Raw genomic sequence first — 23,312 nt, 5'->3', positions numbered from 1 at the left:
TATTTTGTAAACCTTATAGGTTTTTAAAACCTATAAGGTTTGATTTTTACTATGCTGTTTTAATTGCTTTCATAGCAGTCATCGCTTTGCGCAAAGTAGCGCCAATTTGTTCTACCTCGTGCGAGCGAATGGCCTCATTTACCTCAATTAATTTTCTGTTATCAACAGCGCCATCTTTGCCTTCGTTGAAGTTTTTACCCACTAAATCGGTATCTACTTTTTTCATAAAATCTGCTAATAATGGCTTACAAGCTTGGTCGAACAGATAACAACCATACTCAGCGGTATCAGAAATAACACGGTTCATTTCGAACAATTTTTTACGTGCAATGGTATTCGCGATTAGCGGAGTTTCGTGTAAAGATTCATAGTAAGCAGATTCTGGCTTAATTCCAGCCTGAACCATTGTTTCGAAAGCCAATTCAACACCAGCACGAACGAAAGCAACCATTAGAGTGTAGTTGTCAAAATATTCTTGCTCACCAATTTTTACATCGCCGGCAGGTGTTTTTTCGAAAGCAGTTTCGCCAGTTTCAGCTCTCCATGCCAACAAGTTTTTATCTCCATTTGCCCAATCTTCCATCATAATTCGACTGAATTCACCGCTCATAATATCATCCTGGTGTTTTTGAAACAACGGACGCATAATGTCTTTCAATTCTTCTGAAATTTCGAAAGCTTTAACTTTAGCTACATTGCTTAAACGGTCCATCATTGCAGTAATACCGCCTTGTTTTAAAGCCTCAGTAATTACCTCAACACCATATTGAACCAATTTAGATGCATAACCCGCATCGATTCCTTTCTCTACCATCTTATCGAAAGATAGGATAGAACCTGTTTGCAACAAACCACAAAGGATGGTTTGCTCGCCCATTAAATCTGATTTTACTTCGGCAACGAAAGATGATTTTAATACACCAGCTCTATGGCCACCTGTACCAACTGCATAAGCTTTAGCCTGTGCTATTCCTTTACCTTGAGGGTCATTTTCTGGGTGTACAGCAATCAAAGTTGGTACACCAAAACCACGAACATATTCTGCTCTAACTTCACTACCCGGGCATTTTGGTGCCACCATAATAACGGTTAAATCTTTACGGATTTGCATGCCTTCTTCTACAATATTGAAACCATGAGAGTAAGATAATGTTGCTCCATCTTTCATTAAAGGCATTATTGCATTCACTACTGCAGTATGTTGTTTATCTGGTGTAAGGTTAATTACCACATCAGCAGTAGAAATTAATTCTTCATAAGTACCAACTTTAAAGTTGTTTTCTGTTGCATTTTTCCACGAATCTCTTTTACCTTCAATTGCCTCTTTACGCAACGTGTAGCTCACATCTAAACCACTATCTCTTAAATTTAAACCTTGGTTTAGGCCTTGAGCGCCACAACCTACAATTACCAGTTTTTTGCCTTTTAAAGCGCTAACGCCATCTAAAAATTCGCTGCTATCCATGAAATCGCAAACACCAAGTTGGTTCAATTTTTCTCTAAGAGGTAATGTGTTAAAATAATTTGACATCGTTTTTATTGGTTTTAAGCCCCACCCAACCTTCCCCAAAGGGAAGGGATTAGCAGGATGTTTAATTTTATCGGTTTATATTTTAATTTTTTATGCTTTGGTTGATACATCAAACCTATAAGGTTTTTAAAACCTTATAGGTTTAATAAGATAAAAGTATTTCCACTTCAATCGGGTTTAGAAAACTTAGGTTCGTTGTTTTAAACCCTCATTCCATTTTTCCTCATCCAATTCCATTATTACAAATTTTTCTTTAATGCTAATGCATAACCATAATGTAGGTTATCATGCCCAATCGTTGTAATCAATATTTCTTCAATGCTTTTCATCTCTACACCATAAGTTGCCGTTGGAAAAGGAGTGATGGAAGCAAACACACCATTAGCAAAATCTTCTTTTATCTTTTCAATACTTTCTAATGCTAATGATTTCAATTCTGCAACTTCCTGTTCCGTTACTTTGTACGTCGGGCGAGTATCTTTTTTATAAAACTCATTATATTTTACGGTACTCGCATCTTCCAAAATTCCGGTTCTAACATAACAAAGCGTTTGAGTGCTCACTACAACGTGCCCGAAATTCCAAATGATATTATTGTTATAGCCATCAGGAATTTTATTCAATTGTTCGATGGTTAAGCCATCAATCAATTTGATAAATGCTTTTCTCGAGTTTATTATAAATTCAAATACTTGATTCATTATACTATATGTTTTTGTAGATGTCTGTTTGAGTTTATCGAAGACTTTTTATAACGTGCTTCGACAGGCTCAGCATGACATTTCGCTGTAGCCTTTCAGCTTTTAGCTATAGCCTTTCAGCTCAACTACATGGTAAAAATTTTCTCTCCTTTATCTAAAAACTCATTTTCAACAAGTTCTTCTCCAGGTTCAAAAGCCTCAAATTCTTTTAATTTTTCGTGGAACCCAGCGCTATCTTTAATAATGGCTACTCTTGCTGAGCGAACAAATTCAATCAATTCATAAGGTTCTAGAGCTTTCACTAAGGCATCGGTTTCTTCTCTATGTCCGGTTACTGCAAAAACTGTATAATCTTTACGAATCACTACGGCACTTGCACCATACTGTCTAAGTAATCTTTCTACAGTCACTTTCTCCGCAATTTCATCTGTCGAAACTTTGTACAAAGCCAATTCTTGCCAAATAATTTCCTCATTGGTATTGAAATAAACTTTTAATACTTCAATCTGCTTTTCGATTTGTCGGGCTAACTTTCTTAAAACCTCATAACTTTCGTGTATCACGATGTTAAAACGATGTATTCCGTCGATTTCTGAAGGAGAAGTGTTTAAGCTCTCGATGTTAATTTTTCTTTTGGAGAAAATAATCGCAATTCTATTTAATAATCCGATACGATTTTCAGCGTACACCGTAATGGTGTATTCCTGCTTTCCTTCTAAATCGGCTTTATCTATTGTATGTTGTATTGTATTTTCAGTACTCATGTTGTTTGGATTAAGGATGAAGGAGCAAGGATAAAAGATATAACATCTACACTTTTGTCTCTATTCCTTGTTCTTTTATCTTTTTTCTTAATTATTTTAACCTAATTTCACTCACGCTCATTCCTTGCGGAACCATTGGGAAAACGTTATTTTCTCTTCCAACCATTACTTCTAATAAGTAAGAGCCTTCATGGTTAATCATGGTTTCTAACGCTTTTCTCAGGTTTGCACGTTCATCTACTTTATCAGCCTCTATGTAATAAGCTTTGGCCAGGGCCACAAAATCCGGACTGGTAATGTTTACGAACGAATAGCGTTTATCGTGAAATAATTGCTGCCACTGGCGAACCATTCCTAAAAAGCGGTTATTTAAAATCAAGATTTTTACCGCTACACCAAACTGCATAATGGTACCCAATTCTTGTGGGGTCATTTGGAAACCACCATCACCAATTATGGCTATAACTGTTTTATCTGGAGCACCATATTTGGCGCCGATTGCTGCTGGTAAGCCAAAACCCATTGTTCCTAAACCACCTGAAGTAATGTTACTGCGACTGTTGTTAAACTTGGCGTAGCGGCAAGCTACCATTTGGTGCTGACCAACATCGGTTACGATTATTGCATCGCCACCACAAATTTCGTTAATGTTGCGTAAAACTTCGCCCATTGTCATTTCATCACTTTCAGGGTAAAGCTCTGGCGTAATCACCTGGTCTATTTCCTGTTGATTGTAATCTCTGAATTTAGCAAGCCATTCCTCATGTTTTTTAGCATCAACAAGATTGGTTAATAGGGGTAAAGTTTCTTTACAGTCACCCCAAACACCAACATCGGCCTTCACATTTTTATCAATTTCGGCGGGGTCAATATCCAGATGAATCACTTTAGCTTGTTTTGCATATTTATCTAAACGACCAGTTACACGGTCATCAAAACGCATTCCGATAGCAATCAATACATCACATTCGTTGGTTAGAACATTTGGGCCGTAGTTACCGTGCATACCCAACATACCAACATTTAACGGGTGTGAAGTTGGGATGGCGCTTTCGCCCATAATGGTCCAGGCTGCCGGAATGCCGGTTTTTTCGATAAAAGTTTTAAATTCTTCTTCAGCAGTTCCTAAAACAACACCTTGTCCGAATAGTACAAATGGTTTTTTTGCCGCATTAATTAAAGCTGCCGCTTGCTCAATATATTCAACCCTAACTTTCGGTTTTGGGCGATAAGAGCGAATATGATTGCACTTCACATACTCAGGAAATTCCTCAATCTGCAATTGCGCATTTTTAGTAATATCGATTAAAACAGGGCCGGGTCTGCCGCTTTTGGCAATGTAAAAAGCTTTTGCCAAAACCTCCTGAATTTCGTTGGCATCAGTAACCTGATAATTCCACTTGGTAACAGGTGTTGTGATGTTGATTACATCCGTTTCTTGGAAAGCATCTGTTCCTAATAAATGGGCATAAACTTGTCCGGTGATACAAACCAAAGGTGTACTATCAATTTGCGCATCTGCTAAACCAGTAACCAAGTTTGTAGCACCTGGTCCGCTGGTTGCGAAACAAACACCTACTTTGCCACTTGTTCTGGCAAAACCTTGAGCAGCATGAATACCACCTTGCTCATGGCGAACCAAAATATGCTCTAATTTATCTGCATAATCATAAAGTGCATCATAAATTGGCATAATAGCACCTCCTGGATATCCAAAAATAGTGCTAACACCTTCTTCAATTAATCCATTTAAAAGAACTTGCGAACCTGTTCCTTTAAATCCCCCAACCTGCTTAGAGGGTTCCGATTTAGTTTCGGTTTGTTGTATTGTATCTTGTGCAGTATCCATAATTATGTTTTTGCGGTCCTATTGTCCTTTAGTTTTAAACCCAATTCTTTCTCTATCATTCCACTTTAATTGAGCAATTTTTTCATCAATTAAATTTTCCATCGCGTCGTAAAGCTCATTTAGCTGAACATCATGTTCACCAATCCGTTCTTTAATTTCTGTAAGTTGTTCATTGATGTTGTTTTGCTTTATCAAAATTTTCCGAACATCAACAAAGGCCCTCATTATGGCAATGTTCATATTTATTGCCTTTTCACTCCTCAAAACACCACTTAACATTGCAACTCCTTGTTCTGTAAAGGCATAAGGTAGATATCTACTACCACCATGCTTTTCATTAACTTTTATTATATCCAGATTGCCTGAACTTTCTGCTGCTTGTAAACTTGAGGTTTCAATTTGAAACCTCAAGTTTACCCATTCTACTTTGGTCAGTTGAAACATAAAATCTTCAGGAAAACGTTGAAGATTACGCTTTACAGCTAAATTCAATACTTTAGTTTCTACCTCATAAAGTGATGCTAAATCAAAATCTAACATTACTCTTTCACCCCGAATTACATAAATTCTGCTTTCAATGCTTTTAATAATTTGCATGTAGTATTCATTTAAATATTAATTTATTGTCGGGATGACTTCAAATTTAATATTCATCAGTTACGCAGCCACTTGCTGCGTCTGATACAGTTTTAGCATATTTATAAAGTACACCTTTAGTTACTTTCAATTCGGGCTGAACATATTTTTGTCTTCGCTCTGCGATAATTTCATCGCTAACTTGCAAGTTGATGATGTTATTTACAGCATCGATTAAAATTCTATCGTCATCTTCCACTAGGCCAATCAAACCGCCTTTATAAGATTCAGGTGTGATGTGACCCACAACAAAACCATGCGTACCACCCGAGAAACGGCCATCAGTTATTAATGCAACTGATTTACCCAAACCAGCACCAATAATTGCTGATGTTGGTTTCAACATTTCTGGCATTCCAGGTGCACCTACCGGACCAGAATTTTTGATTACGATAACATCACCAGGTTGAACGCGACCGCTCGAAATTCCAGCAATTAAATCATGTTCACCATCAAATACACGTGCCGGGCCTTCGAATTTTTCACCTTCTTTTCCACTTATCTTTGCCACAGAACCTTTTTCAGCTAAGTTTCCGTACAGAATTTGTAAGTGACCAGTTGCTTTAATAGGCTCGCTTAATTTTTGAATGATTTTCTGGTCGTAATCCATAATCGATTTTACATCAGCCAAATTTTCGGCTACTGTTTTTCCGGTTACAGTTAAGCAATCGCCATGCAATAAACCTTCATCCAATAAATATTTTAAAACAGCCGGGATACCACCATATTGATGTAAATCTTGCATCAAGTATTTACCGCTTGGTTTAAAATCTGCTAATACTGGTGTTACATCACTCATTTTTTGGAAATCATCTTGCGTAATTTCTACGCCAATGGCTTTTCCCATTGCAATAAAGTGTAATACTGCATTTGTACTTCCACCTAAAATGATAATTGAACGGATTGCATTTTCGAATGCTTTTCTCGTCATGATATCAGATGGTTTAATATCTTTTTCTAATAAAATTTTGATGTATTTACCAGCATCCAAACATTCTTGTTTTTTCTCTTCGCTAATGGCTGGGTTTGAAGAAGAATAAGGTAAACTCATTCCCAAAGCCTCAATTGCAGATGCCATTGTATTCGCGGTGTACATACCCCCGCAAGCGCCTGCGCCAGGGCAAGTATGTTTGATAATTCCCTGATAATCTTCTTCAGATAGGTTACCACATATTTTTTGGCCTAGAGCCTCGAAAGCAGAAACAATGTTTAATTCTTCACCTTTATAGTAACCCGGAGCTATTGTTCCACCGTAAACCATAATCGATGGGCGATCTAAACGAGCCATCGCCATTATGGCACCAGGCATATTTTTATCACAACCAGGGATGGAAATTATACCATCATAATATTGTCCGCCGCAAATGGTTTCGATACTGTCTGCAATTACATCGCGACTTACCAAAGAGTAACGCATACCATCAGTACCGTTGCTCATTCCATCGCTAACGCCAATTGTATTAAAAACTAAGCCAACCAAATCATTTTTCCAAACGCCTGTTTTAACATCTTTTGCAAGGTCGTTAAGGTGCATATTGCAGGTATTGCCATCGTAACCCATACTTGCTATACCTACTTGTGCTTTTGCCATATCGGCATCAGTTAAGCCGATTCCATAAAGCATGGCTTGTGCTGCAGGTTGTGTTGGGTCTTGTGTAAATGTTTTACTGTACTTATTTAATTCGCTCATTGTTTGAATGTATTCTGGTTCTAACTATTGATGTTTTGTCCGTTATAATTTTACTCCGATAATAATTCCGGTTGCCCATACTTGTTTGGTTAATAGCAAGTCGCTACGCAATTCTAAGTCTTTGACTAACTTTATTGCTTTCTCTTGATGCCCTTGAGGCCAATTGGTTGAGGTAGCATATCATCTATAACATAAATACCGCCTTTATTAAGCATGGATATAGCCTCGTCTAATAGCAAATATTTTCCATGCCAAGTATCTGCAAAAATGAAATCGAATTTTTTGTCTTTATTTTCCGTTATCCAATTTTCCCCATCCGTTAAAGCTAAATTCAATCTTTTATCATTCCCTAGATATTTTTCTGCAATTTTTAGATACTCATCATTATTATCAATAGATGTTAATGTTGAATTTTTGTCCATTCCATCTAATATCCATTAGGTTGACAAACCTGTGCCGGTTCCCAATTCCAAAAAATTACCCTCTGGCTTTGAACTTGCTAGTGTTCTTAACAATGAACAAGTCAACACATCAGATGCCATTTCAAATTCTGATGTTTTTGTCGCATCAACAATATCGTAATAGGCTATTGGAAAATGTTGATTAATTTCTTGATTCATTGTTAAAAATTTATATCTCGCTTTGTTGGTATTATTTTTAATCTTGATATTAAACTCGCTACTAAATAATCACCTCGTAATTCACTTTCTCTAGCACAAGATTTTTATATGCACGTTGTATCGTGTAACCCAAAGATTCTCTCCATAAGTTGCGGAAAACGATATCATCTATCGATGCGATACCGGCAATTTCAGTAGCTGTGCCACACAAAAAAGCTCCATCTGCATTTTTCAAATCTTCTACGGTTAATTTTTTCTCTATGCACTCAATATCTAAAACTGTGCAAAGTTCTTTAACAGTTGCCCTTGTAATGCCGGGTAAAATATTGCCTGCTGATGGTGTATAAAGCTTCCCATCTTTTTCGATGAAAATGTTAGCGCCAGATGCCTCAGCCACAAAACCATGCATATCTAAAAGCAAAGCCTCATCATAGCCTTTAATGTTGGCCGCTGTTGTTGCTAAGATAGAGTTTACATAATTCCCACACAATTTCGCCTCCATTGGTGTTGATTTTGGATTTGGTCTTTCGTAATCGGAAATGGTTAATTTCAATAATTTGTTGCCCGAATACGCATCCCAATCCCAGGCACAAATTAAAATGGACACACCAGTTGGTCCATTTAATTTCATGTTTGGGTGGCAAAAAACCAGCGGACGGATATAAGCGTCTTTCAATTTATTTAGCGTAAGTAACTTATAGGTTTCTTTAATTAACTCATCTTTATCCCACGGGAATGGAATATTCGCCAATTGGCATGAACGCTCCAAACGGTCGAAATGGGCAGCTGCTTTAAAAATGCGATTTCCATTGTGCGTTTTGTAGGCTCTAATACCCTCAAAAGCTGCATAGCCGTAATGTAGCGACTGGCCATATAGGTCAGTACTGCTATCTATAGCTTTTTCAAACCTTCCATCAAGGTAAATAATTGTATTAGAGTTGTAGTATTTCATAATACTGCGTTTTGTTATTTAAAAAAAGCGTCCTGTTTTTATCAGGACGCTTTAGGTATAATTAGTTTTTTAAAATCTATTTAAAAGCAGTCCGTCTTCTTTCCAAAAATATTTAGGAGCAGTAGGTTCAGAATAATGACAGGTAATAGCACAACATTCACAGCTGCAATTGCAGGTGCATGGTTTAAAAAAATGTTGTTTTGAATTGTCATTATTTCTTGATGCTTAATAAAAACCAATTTAGTTTTTGGTTCATTAATATGCAAGAAAAATCAGAAAAAAGTGAAATAAGAATATAATTCTTCTAATTGCGTGCTAATCGGAATATAATTCTTTGTGATGGTGGATTTAGTGATTTAATGCCGACGGGTGTAGACTAAATATCAAAACGGTATACGGTATGTTTATTATGCTTGCATCATAAATTTTCCATTTTTCTTCTTAAATAAGGTTTCTTTATGATAAAATTTTGAATTTAAGTTCGTTGATACTGAAATTAGATGATGATAAAATTAATCTCGGATTTGCTAAATTACATTTCTTAAAATGTATTTGAATGAAACCAAATTTGCATAAATCTGTTCCACGAGTTGGATATTATCAAATTAGGAATTTTGGTTACTGAAAAACATTAAGGATAGTATCTGTTGCAATTTAAATAGGATAGCTATATCACCAAATTATATTTATGAAGAATCTGCATATTATTTCGATTTTTATAACGGTATTATTTACTTCCTGCTCACGTTCAGATTCATCTGATAATATAAAAAAGGGAAATTTTAATATTTTAACATCTGATGGTATTAAGTTATCAGGTAAAGTTTCGGGCAGCGGTCCCGTTTGCATATATCTTCATGGCGGACCTGGACAAGATTATCTGTCCTTTGAAAAAATGGGCGGTTCCAACCTGGAAAAATGCTTAACAATTGTTTATCTAGATCAAAGAGGTTCCGGCCATTCTCAAAATGCGAAAGACTACAGCCTTAAAAGAGTAATTAAGGATATTGAGGAAGTTCGCCTAAAATTAGGACTAAAGAAAGTTTACCTACTCAGCCATTCATTTGGTGGTGTATTGGCAGTTAATTATGCTAAGAAGTATCCCGAAAATTTATCAGGTTTAATTTTAGCAAATTCCATAGTCTATTTTATCGATCCAAAGGTTCTACAAACTCAAATAGAATTTGGATACCGGTTGCTAAAGAAAGATACAGTGGTAAAGGAAAATAATTTAAATAAATTATTCAATCAAGTACAGATAGTGCGTAAAAAACTTAGTATTGCTCATCTAGGCTATAGATTCATTGCAGATGATGTAAATACGATAATTAAGATGGATAGTATTGAATCCTCTTATAAAAGAACATCTGATTATGGAATGGAAGTTTTTGTTCCATTGATTGATACCACGAAGGTTAAAAAATATCCTGAATATTATTTAGATTATGCATTGCTAACTAAGGAGATAAAAATACCCGTTTTAATAATTAGTGGCAAAAATGATTATGCGGTCAGCCCCGATTATTATGAAAACTTTAAATTTCCAAAGCAAAAGATAATTCAGATTGAGGGTTCTCACATGTTATATTACGAGAAAAATAAAGAATTTGTTAATTCAGTATGTGATTTTATTAAATAATATCAATACAAAAGCCTCGAAATTTTTAATTTCGAGGCTTTTGTATTTGTTACTTTAAACTTATATCAATTCTAATCAGCTACTAAGCGTAGCCTCAGTAATTAAAATTTCAATTAAGCAATACCTTCTGCTAACACCACAATTTTATTATGGATGGCTTCAACTACACCGCCTTTGATAAAAAAACGCTGTTCGTCTGTTTTATTTGCTTTAATAATAACTTCTCCATCTTCTAAAGTTGAGATGATAGGGGCGTGGTCTTTCAAAATTTGGAAAGAACCTAAAGTCCCAGGAACCGTAACTGCTGTTACTTCACCTTCGAAAACTTTTTTATCTGGAGTTAATATTTCTAAATTCATTTATGTTGTAAGTTATAAGTTATAGGTTATAAGTAAAAACCCTAACTCGATTAGTGTGAGTAATAAGCTCCATGAACTTATTACTTACAACTTATTACTTTTAACTCTAATTAGCTTCTGCTAATAATTTTTTACCTTTTTCAATAGCATCTTCAATGCTACCAACTAAGTTAAATGCAGCTTCAGGATATTCATCAACTTCACCATCCATAATCATGTTGAAACCTTTGATGGTATCTTTAATATCAACCAACACACCTTTTAAGCCAGTAAATTGCTCAGCTACGTGGAAAGGTTGAGATAAGAATCGTTGTACACGACGAGCTCTTGATACGACTAATTTATCTTCTTCAGATAATTCGTCCATACCCAAAATCGCGATGATATCTTGTAATTCTTTATAACGTTGTAAAGTTTCTTTAACACGTTGTGCGGTGTTGTAATGTTCATCACCTAAAACGGCAGGAGAAAGGATACGAGAAGTTGAATCCAATGGGTCAACCGCAGGATAAATACCTAACTCAGCAATTTTACGAGAAAGTACAGTAGTTGCATCTAAGTGGGCAAATGTTGTTGCCGGTGCAGGGTCAGTTAAATCATCCGCAGGTACATATACCGCTTGCACTGATGTAATTGAACCGCGTTTAGTTGAAGTAATACGCTCTTGCATTAAACCCATTTCAGTTGCCAATGTTGGTTGGTAACCTACTGCAGATGGCATACGACCTAATAAAGCCGATACCTCAGAACCTGCTTGAGTGAAACGGAAGATGTTATCAACGAAGAAAAGGATGTCTTTTCCAGCGCCTTCACCATCACCATCACGGAAATATTCTGCAACTGTTAATCCTGATAATGCTACACGAGCACGTGCACCAGGAGGTTCGTTCATTTGACCGAAAACCAATGTTGCTTTAGATTCTTTTAATTTTTCAGTATCAACTGATTTTAAATCCCAACCACCTTTTTCCATTGAGTGTAAGAATTCGTCACCATAGTTGATTACGCCTGATTCGATAAACTCACGAAGTAAATCGTTACCCTCACGAGTACGCTCACCCACACCTGCGAATACTGATAAACCAGCATAAGCTTTAGCGATGTTATTTACCAACTCCATGATTAATACCGTTTTACCTACACCAGCACCACCAAATAAACCGATTTTACCACCTTTTGCATATGGCTCTAATAAATCGATAACTTTAATACCTGTGAAAAGTACTTCAGTTTCGGTAGATAAATCTTCGAACTTAGGAGGAGTAGCATGGATAGGACGACCATCTGTTTTATCAACAGCAGTAATACCGTCAATCGCTTCACCAACTACATTAAATAAACGACCTTTAATTTGGTCGCCTACTGGCATTTTAATTGCTGAACCAGTATCAAGTACCTTCATTCCACGCACTAAACCATCTGTAGAATCCATCGAGATAGCACGAACGCGGTCTTCACCTAAGTGCTGTTGAACTTCTAAAACAATTTTTTGTCCGTTTTCTTTCGTTATTTCTAACGCATCAAAAATTTTAGGTAGATGGGCATCATCAGCAAAGCTAACGTCAACCACTGGGCCGATAATTTGTGCTATTTTTCCTAAGTTAGGCATATCTGTTGTGAGTAAATTTATTACAATCAATGAATTAAAGCTGTTTGTAGGGGCTCCAATTCGGTTGGCAAAGTTAAGTTATTCTTGCTTAATTTTAAATATATATTATAAATTTTTTCAACAAGAATTTATTAGATAATTTAGAGCCATAAAATCATCTGATGAAAACCATTTTAACGACAGGAAGCAACGGTTTACTAGGGCAAAAAATAACTGAAAAGGTTTTGGCTGAGGGAAGGGTAAAATTGATAGCAACTTCAAAAGGTGCAAATCGTTACCCTGTAATAAATGGTTATGAATACGCAGAAATGGATATTCTAAATCCAGCTCAGGTTAGAGCAGTTATTGAAAAACATAAGCCAGATGCGATTATACACACCGCTGCAATGACGAATGTAGATATTGCGGAAGCAAATAAATCGCATTGCCACCAATTAAATGTTGATGCGGTTCAAACTTTAGTATCGCTTTGCGAACAAAAGAATATTCAACTCATCCATTTAAGTACCGATTTCGTTTTTGATGGGGCCGATGGTCCGTATAAAGAGGAGGATGCCGTTAATCCTTTAAGTTATTATGGCGAGTCAAAAGTTTTAGCAGAAGAATTATTAAAAAACTGCCAAGCGAATTGGGTAATTTTAAGGACGATATTGGTTTATGGCATCACCAATGATATGAGCAGAAGCAATATTGTACTTTGGGCAAAAGGTGCTTTAGAAAAAGGTTTACCAATTAATGTGGTTAATGACCAATGGCGCATGCCAACTTTAGCTGAAGATTTGGCCGAAGCCTGTTTATTGGCTGTTGAAAAAAGTGCGCAAGGAATTTATCATGTTTCTGGCAAAGATTACATGAGCATTGCAGATTTAGTGCGAAAAGTTGCCGATTATTGGGTACTTGATAAATCGATTATTTCGGAGATAAGTTCTGAAAGTTTAAATCAAACTGCAAAGCGCCCGGTAAGAACTGGATTTGTACTCGATAAAACGATAAGAGATTTGGGTTACAATCCGCATAGCTTTGAGGAAGGTTTGAAGATTTTGGATGAGCAGATTAGGAAAGTAAATTAGTTCATTAGTCAATAGTGGTTAGTTCATTGGTCATTAGTTCATTAGTAAGTGTACTAATGACCAATGAACCAATGAACTAATGACCAAATAAACATAAACAAAAAACAAAAAATATATGTCACTACAAATTGGCGACCAAGCCCCAGATTTTAAATTATACAGTTCGGATTTAGCCGAAGTTTCTTTATCAGCATTTAAGGGTAAAAAAGTAGTTATTCACTTCTTCCCAATGGCTTTTACTGGAACTTGTACCGAACAATTATGTACCATGAGAGATAATTTCAGCTTTTATGAAGGTATTGATGCTCAGGTTTTAGGTATTTCTGTAGATTCTCCATTCTCTTTAGCTAAGTTTAAAGAAGTGCAAAGTTATCAGTTTCCATTATTATCCGATTTTAATAAGGATGCATCACAAGCTTATGGTGCTTTTTACGATGAATTTGTATTTGGATTAAAAGGCGTTTCTAAAAGAGCAGCTTTTGTTGTAGATGAAGATGGAAAAATTATTTATGCAGAGGTTTTAGAAAGTGCTGGTGATTTACCTGATTTTAAAGCAATTAATGATTCTTTAAAAGCTTAGATCATTTTTTTTCAAATTTAATTGCGAATTTAAATCTCAAATCTTACTTTTGCAGTCCGTTAACCATACGGAAATGCATTTGTAGCTCAATTGGATAGAGCATCTCACTACGGATGAGAAGGTTTGGGGTTCGAATCCCTACAAGTGCACTTGGAGGGAGGATTGAAAAATCTTCCCTTTTTTTGTCTACATGCAGGATCCCTAACTCTCTCATTTTAAGATGGTTGGTTGACAATATGTTCAACATCGTTGGTGTTCGATACATTCCATTTTCATAGTAGAGATTTGAGTCGAACACCAAATCTATAAATTCCCGCTTCTCTAATGTGTCAAACTTGTGAAATGCTACTTTTAAATCAGTTAATGCATCTAATTGTTTGTTTAGTATGTTGTATGCCTCGCTATGATTAGCACTTAATCGTTCTATAGCAGTCTCTCGGTTATCTATATTACCTCTATACTTATTATTCCATCTTTTGTAAGTATCTCCATCAATTTCACTCTTTATCCATTTTTCTTCTAAAGCATACAAGAGTTCCTGTTCTTTAATAAGTTCCAATTTTTTCTGTTCCTGTCGCTTTTTATTGTTTTCAACTTCTTTTTCAATTTCCCCGGTCGCACCATCTCTGATTTTTTTAACTGACCTAGTAGGTAAACTCATAAACTCGAGGGCTACGTCAAATTGGGTATGGGCTTTCTTTGCGCTGATATTGTTGTGTTTTGAAAATCTGCATTTATAATAATAGAAATATTTTCCTGATTTTCCGCGTGATGGTGCTCCGGTCAAAAAATTACCGCAGTGGCATCTTAAAAGGCCTCGCAAGGGTAGTGAATCGTCTACAATGGTGCGTTGCTTAGAGACTCTTAAGAATTTACTTTGTACCATTTTCCATGAAATCATATCAATAATTGGCTCATGGATAGCAGTAAAGAGTCCTCCGGGATGTTCTTTATAAGCTTTGGCTTTAACCATGCCAGCATAAACAGCATTGGTTAAGACCCTTTCAATGGCCATGTTACCTTTTCTGTCAAAGCCAAGTTTTTCAGCCTTTTGTTTAATCAAGTAGAGAGGTACATTTTTTAAATAAGCTTCATAAATAAATCGCACAATTTTTGCTTCAGGTTCATTGATAATTAGCCTCCGGTCTCTAGGTTCTCCTATTTTTTGATATCCGAATGGTGTAATGCGGAAAACAAATTTTCCTTCTTTTGTTTTTTTTGAATATATACCTGATCTTATTTTAATACTTCGATTAATGTTATCTTCTTCTGCCAGTAGTAGCTGTAGGCCGGCCCGAAAGAAGCTTCCAGGTTTATCATAATCAAATTCTATACCCTCGGATACGCTTATGACTTGTATGCCATATTTCGATTGTAGTATTTTAACCATGCCCATGGCTTCACCTGCATCACGGCTAAACCTATCCATCTGATCAACCAATAGGTAATCAACATTTTTGTGATAAAGACTAATAAATTCTTGTAATTTGATAAAATCGGGCCTATCAAAAGTTTTGGCGCTCCTACCCCGATCGATAAAGGTATCTATCAGATTTATTTTATTTAACTGTACATAATGATCAGTTACCACCCTCTGACGCTCTATCGAATTTTCACTTTGTTTTTTATCGCTGAATCTTAAATATCTAATTGCTTTCTTTTCCATATAATTGTTCCAGAGTGGATTTAACAATGATTTTAACTATTAAATTTAGTAATTTATCTTCTTTATTTTCATTTATTTTTATGATATTATTTTCAATATTTTCTAACTGTTTTTTGTTCCCTTGAGCGTGTTTTTGATATTTTTGGGAAGTAAAATCTTTTGGATTGATTGATACCACTTCATTTTGTTTTTTTAAGCAATCTTTAAAGCTAAAATGGTCTAGGTCTTTTGCTTGCAACTGTGATATAAATTCCTGGTCTACTTTCAGGACTTTATTCTTTATTTTTTTGCTTTCCATTTAACTAGTTTTTAATGTCGAAGGCGGTCAATATGATTTACTAACTGACTATTAATTATTGATTTTGGTTGATTATCAATGGTGCTAAGAAAATATAAGCTCTTAACGATATTACGTTGGTAAGTACCAACGAAATTTTAGAGTTTAAAATCTTCTTGATAGTTAAAAAGCTTACGGGTAGTGTTTTGAGATCAATGTGGATTTCGAAAATTAATCAGGATCATGCTACTCCGTGGGATAATAATTGATAATGGCACCATGTAATTGTCTCAAGCCGAACCACGTCCGTTATAAAGTCAAAAAAATAATGGTTGGAGATGTAATTTATTATGGTGATTATGAGCTTAAGAAGTTGGTGTATTCGCTAGGGACAGCTTTCTAAGGTAGTATTATAAACATATTTATCCCATTTGGTTTTGTTGTGATCTCAGATTTATGTGGATAAACCAATCTGATTAACCCCTTTCTGCCAAATTACTAATCAATTGACAAGTAATACTTTATAATAATTTATTTCTGGTGTGACGTGGTCAATCTATTCTGGTTTATCCACTACAACACAACAAGTCACTGGGACACTCATTTCGCTGGTCATTGGGTCATCCTTCCGTTATTAGCTTTATATAAAACGGAGGTAATCGGGCCAAAATTATTTATGCCGAACTTCCAAAAAACGGGGGTCAATGGGCCACTTTCCATGATTTATTATAGTCATGTATCTGAAATATAAAAGCAGATACATGGCAGGACAACGAATTGATATCATGGAACTTCGCACTTCGATTGCATTAAAGCTAAAGAGATTCAGCAACAGGAAGGTGGCTCTCATATTGAAAATTAACCGTAAGACTGTTGATGGGTACATCAAGCGGTTTACCGAGCTTGGGATAACCTATGAGGAGCTTAACGAACTTTGTGAATCCGATTTGAATGATCTTTTCACTGAAGAGAGTCAAACCGAGAAACAGCGCTATGAGGAGCTTTCCGCTTTATTCCCTTCTTTTAAAAAGGAGTTAACCAAGCCTGGGTGTACCCTTTAGGCGCTTTGGAAGGATTATATAAAAAAACACCCCAAGGGATATTAAATATACCCAGTTTACCCTTCATTACCGAAAATGGAAAAAGCTCAACAACCATAGTGGAAAACTGGAGCACAAGGCCGGCGAGAAGCTTTACATTGATTTCTGTGGCAAGAAATTAGGATATATTGATAAAGCTACGGGAGAACTTGTACCGGTTGAGGTATTCGTTGCCATGCTGCCCTGTAGTCAATATACTTTTGTAAAAGCAGTTCATTCGCAAAAGCGCTAGAAATTTACGTGGCAAAGTTTAACAAAGGTTTAAATTTTTGCAGGAATTTTCGATAAGGTTTGTTCCATATTGAAGAGTCCATCTTTGAAGAACTTCTACACCAAAAAAAGTGCAAGGGGTTTAATAAATTGAAAAAAAATCAATAATATAAACAGCGTGTATGGCCAATATATGATAAATCATATTGTAAAATCAGAAATTACTGTGTAAATTAATGAAAGGGATTTCTGTTATTCACCATGCCCTACATAGTCGTTGAATAATTTATGCTGCTTCGCTTTTATTTGCTAGTTCGTTCAATTTTAATATAATTTTGAGTGATATTTCTGTTTGTGGTTCTGGAATAAAAATACCGTCACTTTTAAGTAAATAGCCTTTATCGATTCCGTCAATGAAAACTCTGTATTTTGAATGAGCATCATCAACCACCCTTAGTACAATTACATTGTCATTAGTAAATATTATCCTTGTATCATTTTTTCTTAACATAGCTAAACCGTAAATTATTGCATTATTAACTCTACAGTAATTGAAAGGTTTCATCAACTTTCTATATTTTCAACAACCTTAAAGAATAAAACGGGCTTCGTTCACATAGTGTACATTTTACACAACCTGTATGTGTGTTTCTTTGTGCCTTAATGACTATCAAAATTATTCTCTAACATAACTTCTCTCGATCTTTTTCTTCGGTAAAAATTTTAAAAAATGTATTGAAGTGGATAAAATAAAACCTTCGGCCCCGTTTCGCCAATTTTATTGGTTATATCAATTATCTAACAGTGAATAAGTTATAGGTTTGGTATTTTTGGTGAGATGGGGTCAATGGCAGAAAATCAGTAATAAAATTACTCTAGACTTGAAGAATCAGCATAAACAATATCTTTAGCAAGACCTTCGTTTTGTGTGACAATAACTAAAAAGGAAATCTTTAAGCCCTATCAAAATCGACGCTTTTTTGATAACGTTAATAGAAAGATAAGCCTTAATGTCATCTATATCATCGATACAAATAAGTAATGTTGATTAAAGGTAAATTAAGTTATTTATTAATATTTCTTAATTTTGTCAGCTATTGATGGACAGATGAATATTGCAGATACTCTATATGGTAATTTTGAAGTTGAGGGTGTTTTTCAGGAAATCGTTTTATCGGCTCCTTTTCAACGATTAAAAGAGGTACACCAGGGCGGCGCTCTCTATTTGGTTAACCCTCTTCTTAATCATACCCGTTTCGATCATTCCTTGGGTGTTTACTGGCTGGTAACGCGGTTCGGGGGAAATCTCCGGGAACGGGCTGCAGCAATGTTGCATGATTTGTCACATACAGCTTTCTCCCACGTTATAGACGCTGTTTTTGACCATAAAGAAGTGGATTTTCATGAAACCATTTTTCAGGAGGTTCTCAGTAGTTCAACCATTCCTTCAATACTTGCCAAATATAATCTGAATGATATCCTAAATAGCTTTGACAATTATACGCTTCTCGAACAACCGCTGCCAGAAATCTGCGCCGACCGTCTAGACTACACGCTACGTGACCTGTATCACGCTGATATGATCAATAGTAATGAAGTAAAAAACTTCTTGAATGACCTGGCTGTTAAAGACGGAAAGTTTGTTATATCTACTGTGGCATCTGCGAAATGGTTCAGTCAACAATACAAAAGATTAAACGAGGATTATTTTAAAAAGCAGGAGCATTTATTTGCAAACAAACAACTGGCTGGGATCATCAGAAAGGCGATTATCGATGGTAACCTGAGTAAAATTGAACTGATGTCTACCGATGCGGAAGTTATCCGTAAGCTTAATTCAAGTGGATATGAAGATGAACTCACCGCTTTAAAAAATTTGGAAGGATTTGATACATTTGATTTTAGAAAAGCTGCTCAAAACTTAAAAGTAAGAATAATGACTTAACCGCATATATGTCTCTAAACAATGGGCCGTTATTTGATAGAATTTAAGAAAAGGTGATTATTCTCTTGTTTCCGATATCATTGGACAAACCAATTCATTTGACCCCTTTCCGCCATTTTACTAACATGCAGGCAAGCAAAACTTTACAATAGTTTTATTACCGGTGACATGGGGTTAATCCACTCTGATTTATCCAGAAGGGCAATTAATAAACATATTGCGATTAGCCTTTTTAACATTTCCCTGCAAAGGTAAGAATATTAAAGCTGTTCTATATTTAAAACTCATACTGAAAAACGAATCAGTATGAGTTTTTGTTTTGTTGTAATGAGTAGCCTTTTACAACCGTTTTATTTCTTAAAAATCTCTTGAAGTTTATTATTGAGATCCTGCCCTTGGAGGTTCTTACCTACAATTTTGCCATCGGGGTCGATAAGAAAATTTTGTGGAATCGCTTGAACAGAATATAGCATTGCCACCTGATTCTTCCAGGATTTTAGATCTGACAGCTGCGTCCAAGTTAAGTGATCATTGTGGATGGCATTTAACCATTTATCTTTCGCTCCCTGCTGGTCAAGTGATATACCGACAACCGTGAATCCACTGCCTTTATATTTGTTGTAGGCAGCAACCACGTTTGGATTTTCCGCCCGGCAGGGACCGCACCAGCTTGCCCAAAAGTCAAGTAGCACATATTTACCTTTAAAATCATGAAGTGATATGGCTTTACCGGATGTGTCTGCCTGCGTAAAATCCGGAGCGATTGCGCCGATCTCCGTGGTTTTCATCCTCGCAATCTCGGCAGCATAGTCTTTGCCTAGTTCAGAAGACTGGACGTTTTTGGATAAAGAATTAAAAATCGTTTCCAGCTGATTGACGTCGGGAAAAGAACCTGCGTAGTTCTGGAGAGCAAATAAGCTGATCAATGAATTGGGATTGCCCTTTATAAAAGAATAGTTAACGCTATTTTGCTCCCTACTAATTGAGTCTCGTGTCTTTTCCATTTTATCATTAAATTCCCTGGTCGCTTTCACCTCTTTCGTTGCTTTTTGGTAGTCGCTAATCATCATATTCACTTTTTTATTTACTGTTGACATCAATGCAGTCAGACGGGCATTATCTGTATTCAACGGTCCGCCGGAAATCACAGCATTTCCCACTGAATCCGGACTGACTACATTAATATTTCCAGGTTCAAGGTATAATATAAAGGAAACGGTGTTTCTTGAGCGCACACCACTTCCTGACTTGTTAACAAACAGCGTGGCTTGTTGATCGTTGGGAACCGTGCCCGAGAAACTAAATTTACCTTGCTTAATCAAAGTCGAATCCATTTGCCAGCCAGCGGCACTTTTATAGTTCAAATAGGCTTTAGCGGGTATGTTCAATTCGTCGATTTTTCCATTTATAACGTAGGTATTAGCCTGCGCATAAAGCATCTGCGAATATATAGTCGCTACGGCAGCGATCATTAAAAATCTGATGTATTTCATGTTTATTTTAGTATTTGTATCAATGTGCATTAAGAACTTGCTCCAGCTTTTGGATCAATTCGGTGCTGAAAAGATTTTTTCCTATGATCTTACCAGTCGGATCGATTAAGAAATTTTGGGGAACGGCTTGAACGCCATAAAGCAACGCTGCCGCACTGTTGAAGCCCTTAAGATCAGAAAGGTGCGGCCATTTTTCAAGTTTGTCATTAATAATGGCTTTTAACCAGGCGCTTCTGGTACCCTGATTATCAAGTGAAACGCTGATGACCATGAAATTTCTGGAATGATACTTATTAAAGTTGGCGATAATGTTGGGATTTTCCCGGCGGCAGGGCGCGCACCAACTCGCCCAAAAGTCAAGTAATACATAGCTTCCCCGATAGGTATTAAGTGATACGGGCCTTCCAGCAGTATCCGCCATCGTAAATAGCGGTGCTTCATTCCCAATGGCCGACCGCTTTACGTTATCAATTCGTCGCTTAATGTCGAGTGCTGAAGGTAAAATTTTGACAGATTTCGTTAAATGGTTATACACAGAATCGACTCCGAAGGGATCGTTGATTACGCTTCCGGCAAACCATCGCAACGGTAACAAAGAGACAGGAGTTGCAGGATGTTGCATGACCCAGTTTTTGCATACATTGTTCGCATAGAAATCGACCATCTGATCAAATTCCTTAGTTGCCTGATGGTATTGGGTGGAATCTTTATGACGATCCAATTGCATTGTTTTCATCGCCAAAGCAATAACCTTATGGTCATAATAGCTTTTAACCTTTGAAAAAGCCTGATAGTCTTTCAGGAAGTAGCCCCCTGTTTGGGTGTAGCGATTTAATGAATCGCCAACAATGATGTTTATCGTGCCGGTTGTAAGGTAAAAATTCAGCCGGTCTCCTTCGTTTGCCATTTGTTTCGACAATGGATGGTTAAGAGATAATTGAGCTTCATGGGGTTCATTGATTACACCGGTAAATTCAACCTTGCCGTTATTTACGATTGCACTGTCAATGTAGGATACTTTTTCACCTTTACTAAAAGCGTCGTAACAGAAATAGATTTTTTTAGGGTGTGCTTTTGCCTGCTCAAGGTCCAGGGTTAAGCGGTAACGGCCTACCATGTTTGTTTGTGCCTTAGCATAGTTAATGTGTAGCATCAACATCAACACCAGAAGTCTGGTGTTGATGGAAGAATTTATGTTTAGCTGTATTTTTTTCATAATTGCTTAATAACCTGGGTTCTGTAACAAATTGTTATTTTTTCCAATCTCTATCGCTGGTATCGGAAATAAAGCCGCATTTGATTTCCATACCCCAGATTTTTCTGCACCCAATACGGCATCAAGCCTGCCTGTTCTTTTCAGATCCAGAAAACGATTGCCCCATTCGCAAAAAAGCTCAACACGTCTTTCCTGTTCAATTGCCAGTAGCAAAGTAGCCTTATCAGCGGCTGAGGTATTCGCTAGTCCAGCGCGTTTTCTAATCATATTCAAATCGGTTTGCGCACCTGTGACGTCATTCAGCTGGGCCCGTGCCTCAGAACGGATCAAATATTGCTCGGACAATCTTAAAACCACATCAAATTGCCTTCCGCCCGACAATGCGAAATATTTGGATGGATATGGAAAACCAGCTGATGTCCCTATCCAGGAACTTTTACGTGCATCAACACTTTCAAAAGAGTTAAGCAAGAATGAGGAAACAATAAATTGTGGCTGTGCTCCTGATACGGGTACAAAGTTCTGCGCAATTTCAGGATACCCGACAATGCTAGAATCGTATTGCCATATTGCCTCATTGCTGTTAGCCAGGAAAACCGCATTCAAATCGCCTGATAGTCCATAATTACTACTACCGATAACCAGACCGGATTGTATGACTGCATTTTGGTAATCTTTATTATACAGATATACCCTGGCTAGTAACGCCCTGGCAGCAAACTGATTCACTCTGACGCATGCGCCCCCTGACCTGGAATAATCGGCAGGCAGATTTGCTGCTGCATCCAACAAATCATTGATCATTTGCTGGTATACCAATAAAGCAGAAGTTTGTGGCTGACGTCTGGTTACTGCCAAATCAGTCGTAGTGATTAAAGGAACATTACCGAAGATATTAACCAGATAAAAATGGCAAAAGGCCCTGAAAAATTTAGCCTCTGCCATCGCCTGTAATTTAGCTACAGATGATAATGAAGCAGATTTTTGAACGCCTTCGATAATGGCATTTGCCTTATAGATGATGGCATAAGACTCTTGCCAGATTGTTCCCGCGCTTTGATCTGCTGAATTCAATGCATTACCCTGGTATTGCGGGTAACTAGGATTAGTAAGTTCGTCGCTGTACAAACTGTTTAGGTAAGTTAGGCTACCGCTATATGCTCCGCCTTGAGCATATAATGCAATAAGTGCGGAGTTTACCGTTACAGAATCTGAAAAGACTGCTTCCGGGGTAAGGCTGTTCTTTTTCGGCCCTACTTCGACGAGTTTGTTACAACTGCTGAACAGGAACAAAACCAGGGTTAGGATGAGCCCAGGTTTGATGCCGGTTTTCCCTAAATTCAAGTACAGTCTTGAAGAATGGGTGTGATATAATGCTGGCTTATGTTGAGTGATCTGTTTCATA

21 protein-coding genes, 1 tRNA gene and 1 pseudogene are annotated in these 23,312 nt (G+C 36.7%); 6 read left to right on the top strand and 17 right to left on the bottom strand.

Annotated elements, in window-relative coordinates:
* Positions 1-49: 49 nt before the first annotated feature.
* From ilvC to ilvE, 9 genes are all read right to left on the bottom strand, one after another.
* Positions 50-1,531 carry a ketol-acid reductoisomerase gene (ilvC, locus tag D7004_RS15905; RefSeq protein WP_123206819.1) on the bottom strand — a complete coding sequence of 494 codons (1,482 nt, stop codon included), beginning with the start codon at positions 1,529-1,531 and terminating at the stop codon, positions 50-52.
* Between the two features lie 239 nt (positions 1,532-1,770).
* Positions 1,771-2,232, bottom strand: coding sequence for a DinB family protein (locus tag D7004_RS15900; RefSeq protein ID WP_208646867.1), 462 nt, complete (start codon positions 2,230-2,232; stop codon positions 1,771-1,773).
* A gap of 125 nt (positions 2,233-2,357) precedes the next feature.
* Positions 2,358-2,996 carry an acetolactate synthase small subunit gene (gene ilvN, locus D7004_RS15895; protein WP_123206817.1) on the bottom strand — a complete coding sequence of 213 codons (639 nt, stop codon included), beginning with the start codon at positions 2,994-2,996 and terminating at the stop codon, positions 2,358-2,360.
* Between the two features lie 91 nt (positions 2,997-3,087).
* The gene (gene ilvB / locus D7004_RS15890; RefSeq protein ID WP_123206816.1) at positions 3,088-4,845 is read right to left on the bottom strand and encodes a biosynthetic-type acetolactate synthase large subunit; all 1,758 of its coding nucleotides are present in this window, start codon (positions 4,843-4,845) and stop codon (positions 3,088-3,090) included.
* A gap of 18 nt (positions 4,846-4,863) precedes the next feature.
* Entirely contained in the window at positions 4,864-5,442 is a 579-nt protein-coding gene (locus D7004_RS15885) for an ORF6N domain-containing protein (protein WP_123206815.1), read from the bottom strand.
* A gap of 46 nt (positions 5,443-5,488) precedes the next feature.
* Complete coding sequence (ilvD, locus tag D7004_RS15880; RefSeq protein WP_123206814.1) at positions 5,489-7,171, bottom strand: dihydroxy-acid dehydratase; 1,683 nt, start codon at positions 7,169-7,171, stop codon at positions 5,489-5,491.
* 131 nt (positions 7,172-7,302) lie between these two features.
* Positions 7,303-7,593, bottom strand: coding sequence for an O-methyltransferase (locus D7004_RS21070; protein ID WP_244214362.1), 291 nt, complete (start codon positions 7,591-7,593; stop codon positions 7,303-7,305).
* Positions 7,594-7,608: 15 nt separating this feature from the next.
* On the bottom strand, positions 7,609-7,791 hold the full coding sequence (locus tag D7004_RS21065; RefSeq protein ID WP_244214361.1) for a hypothetical protein: 183 nt from the start codon (positions 7,789-7,791) through the stop codon (positions 7,609-7,611).
* Between the two features lie 61 nt (positions 7,792-7,852).
* Positions 7,853-8,743: a branched-chain-amino-acid transaminase gene (ilvE, locus tag D7004_RS15870; protein WP_123206813.1), complete on the bottom strand. Its 891-nt coding sequence runs from the start codon at positions 8,741-8,743 to the stop codon at positions 7,853-7,855.
* A gap of 688 nt (positions 8,744-9,431) precedes the next feature.
* Here ilvE and D7004_RS15865 point away from each other — a divergent pair.
* Positions 9,432-10,382: an alpha/beta fold hydrolase gene (locus D7004_RS15865; RefSeq protein ID WP_123206812.1), complete on the top strand. Its 951-nt coding sequence runs from the start codon at positions 9,432-9,434 to the stop codon at positions 10,380-10,382.
* Positions 10,383-10,495: 113 nt separating this feature from the next.
* Here the strand turns inward: D7004_RS15865 and atpC are convergent, their stop codons facing one another.
* Positions 10,496-10,741 (bottom strand): ATP synthase F1 subunit epsilon, encoded by a 246-nt coding sequence (gene atpC / locus D7004_RS15860; protein WP_123206811.1) that lies wholly within the window; start codon positions 10,739-10,741, stop codon positions 10,496-10,498.
* Positions 10,742-10,847: 106 nt separating this feature from the next.
* A complete protein-coding gene (gene atpD, locus D7004_RS15855; protein ID WP_109926210.1) occupies positions 10,848-12,350 on the bottom strand; it encodes a F0F1 ATP synthase subunit beta in 1,503 nt (500 codons plus the stop codon).
* A 161-nt stretch (positions 12,351-12,511) separates the two neighbouring features.
* On the opposite strand from atpD, the gene D7004_RS15850 reads away from it, so the two are divergent.
* From D7004_RS15850 to D7004_RS15840, 3 genes are all read left to right on the top strand, one after another.
* On the top strand, positions 12,512-13,420 hold the full coding sequence (locus D7004_RS15850) for an SDR family oxidoreductase (RefSeq protein ID WP_123206810.1): 909 nt from the start codon (positions 12,512-12,514) through the stop codon (positions 13,418-13,420).
* A gap of 115 nt (positions 13,421-13,535) precedes the next feature.
* Positions 13,536-14,000: a redoxin domain-containing protein gene (locus D7004_RS15845; RefSeq protein WP_123206809.1), complete on the top strand. Its 465-nt coding sequence runs from the start codon at positions 13,536-13,538 to the stop codon at positions 13,998-14,000.
* Between the two features lie 75 nt (positions 14,001-14,075).
* A tRNA-Arg gene (locus tag D7004_RS15840) sits at positions 14,076-14,149 on the top strand.
* Between the two features lie 731 nt (positions 14,150-14,880).
* Here D7004_RS15840 and D7004_RS21330 read toward each other — a convergent pair.
* Both D7004_RS21330 and D7004_RS15830 read right to left on the bottom strand, forming a co-directional pair.
* Positions 14,881-15,666, bottom strand: a pseudogene (locus D7004_RS21330) (recombinase family protein); the annotation flags it as partial.
* A complete protein-coding gene (locus D7004_RS15830; RefSeq protein WP_123206808.1) occupies positions 15,647-15,964 on the bottom strand; it encodes a hypothetical protein in 318 nt (105 codons plus the stop codon). The pseudogene D7004_RS21330 and the gene D7004_RS15830, both read right to left, overlap by 20 nt.
* Positions 15,965-16,704: 740 nt before the next feature.
* Here D7004_RS15830 and D7004_RS15825 point away from each other — a divergent pair.
* A complete protein-coding gene (locus tag D7004_RS15825; RefSeq protein WP_123206807.1) occupies positions 16,705-17,004 on the top strand; it encodes a hypothetical protein in 300 nt (99 codons plus the stop codon).
* 535 nt (positions 17,005-17,539) lie between these two features.
* On the opposite strand, the gene D7004_RS15820 is transcribed toward D7004_RS15825, so the two are convergent.
* A complete protein-coding gene (locus tag D7004_RS15820; protein WP_123206806.1) occupies positions 17,540-17,818 on the bottom strand; it encodes a hypothetical protein in 279 nt (92 codons plus the stop codon).
* Positions 17,819-18,340: 522 nt separating this feature from the next.
* Between D7004_RS15820 and D7004_RS15815 the strand changes: the two genes are divergently transcribed.
* Positions 18,341-19,198, top strand: a complete 858-nt coding sequence (locus D7004_RS15815; protein WP_148042824.1) for an HD domain-containing protein — start codon at positions 18,341-18,343, stop codon at positions 19,196-19,198.
* A gap of 350 nt (positions 19,199-19,548) precedes the next feature.
* Here the strand turns inward: D7004_RS15815 and D7004_RS15810 are convergent, their stop codons facing one another.
* Genes D7004_RS15810 through D7004_RS15800 form a run of 3 tightly spaced genes read right to left on the bottom strand, consistent with a single transcriptional unit; the run spans position 19,549 to position 23,311 of the window.
* The gene (locus tag D7004_RS15810; protein WP_123206954.1) at positions 19,549-20,691 is read right to left on the bottom strand and encodes a TlpA disulfide reductase family protein; all 1,143 of its coding nucleotides are present in this window, start codon (positions 20,689-20,691) and stop codon (positions 19,549-19,551) included.
* 19 nt (positions 20,692-20,710) lie between these two features.
* Complete coding sequence (locus D7004_RS15805) at positions 20,711-21,907, bottom strand: TlpA disulfide reductase family protein (RefSeq protein ID WP_123206804.1); 1,197 nt, start codon at positions 21,905-21,907, stop codon at positions 20,711-20,713.
* A 6-nt stretch (positions 21,908-21,913) separates the two neighbouring features.
* A complete protein-coding gene (locus tag D7004_RS15800) occupies positions 21,914-23,311 on the bottom strand; it encodes a RagB/SusD family nutrient uptake outer membrane protein (protein WP_123206803.1) in 1,398 nt (465 codons plus the stop codon).
* Position 23,312: the final 1 nt, after the last annotated feature.

The sequence above is a fragment of the Pedobacter jejuensis genome (assembly GCF_003725795.1).
In the GTDB taxonomy this organism is placed as follows: domain Bacteria; phylum Bacteroidota; class Bacteroidia; order Sphingobacteriales; family Sphingobacteriaceae; genus Pedobacter; species Pedobacter jejuensis.
Note: the sequence above shows the minus strand (reverse complement) of the source record. Positions and strands in the feature narration are given on the sequence as shown.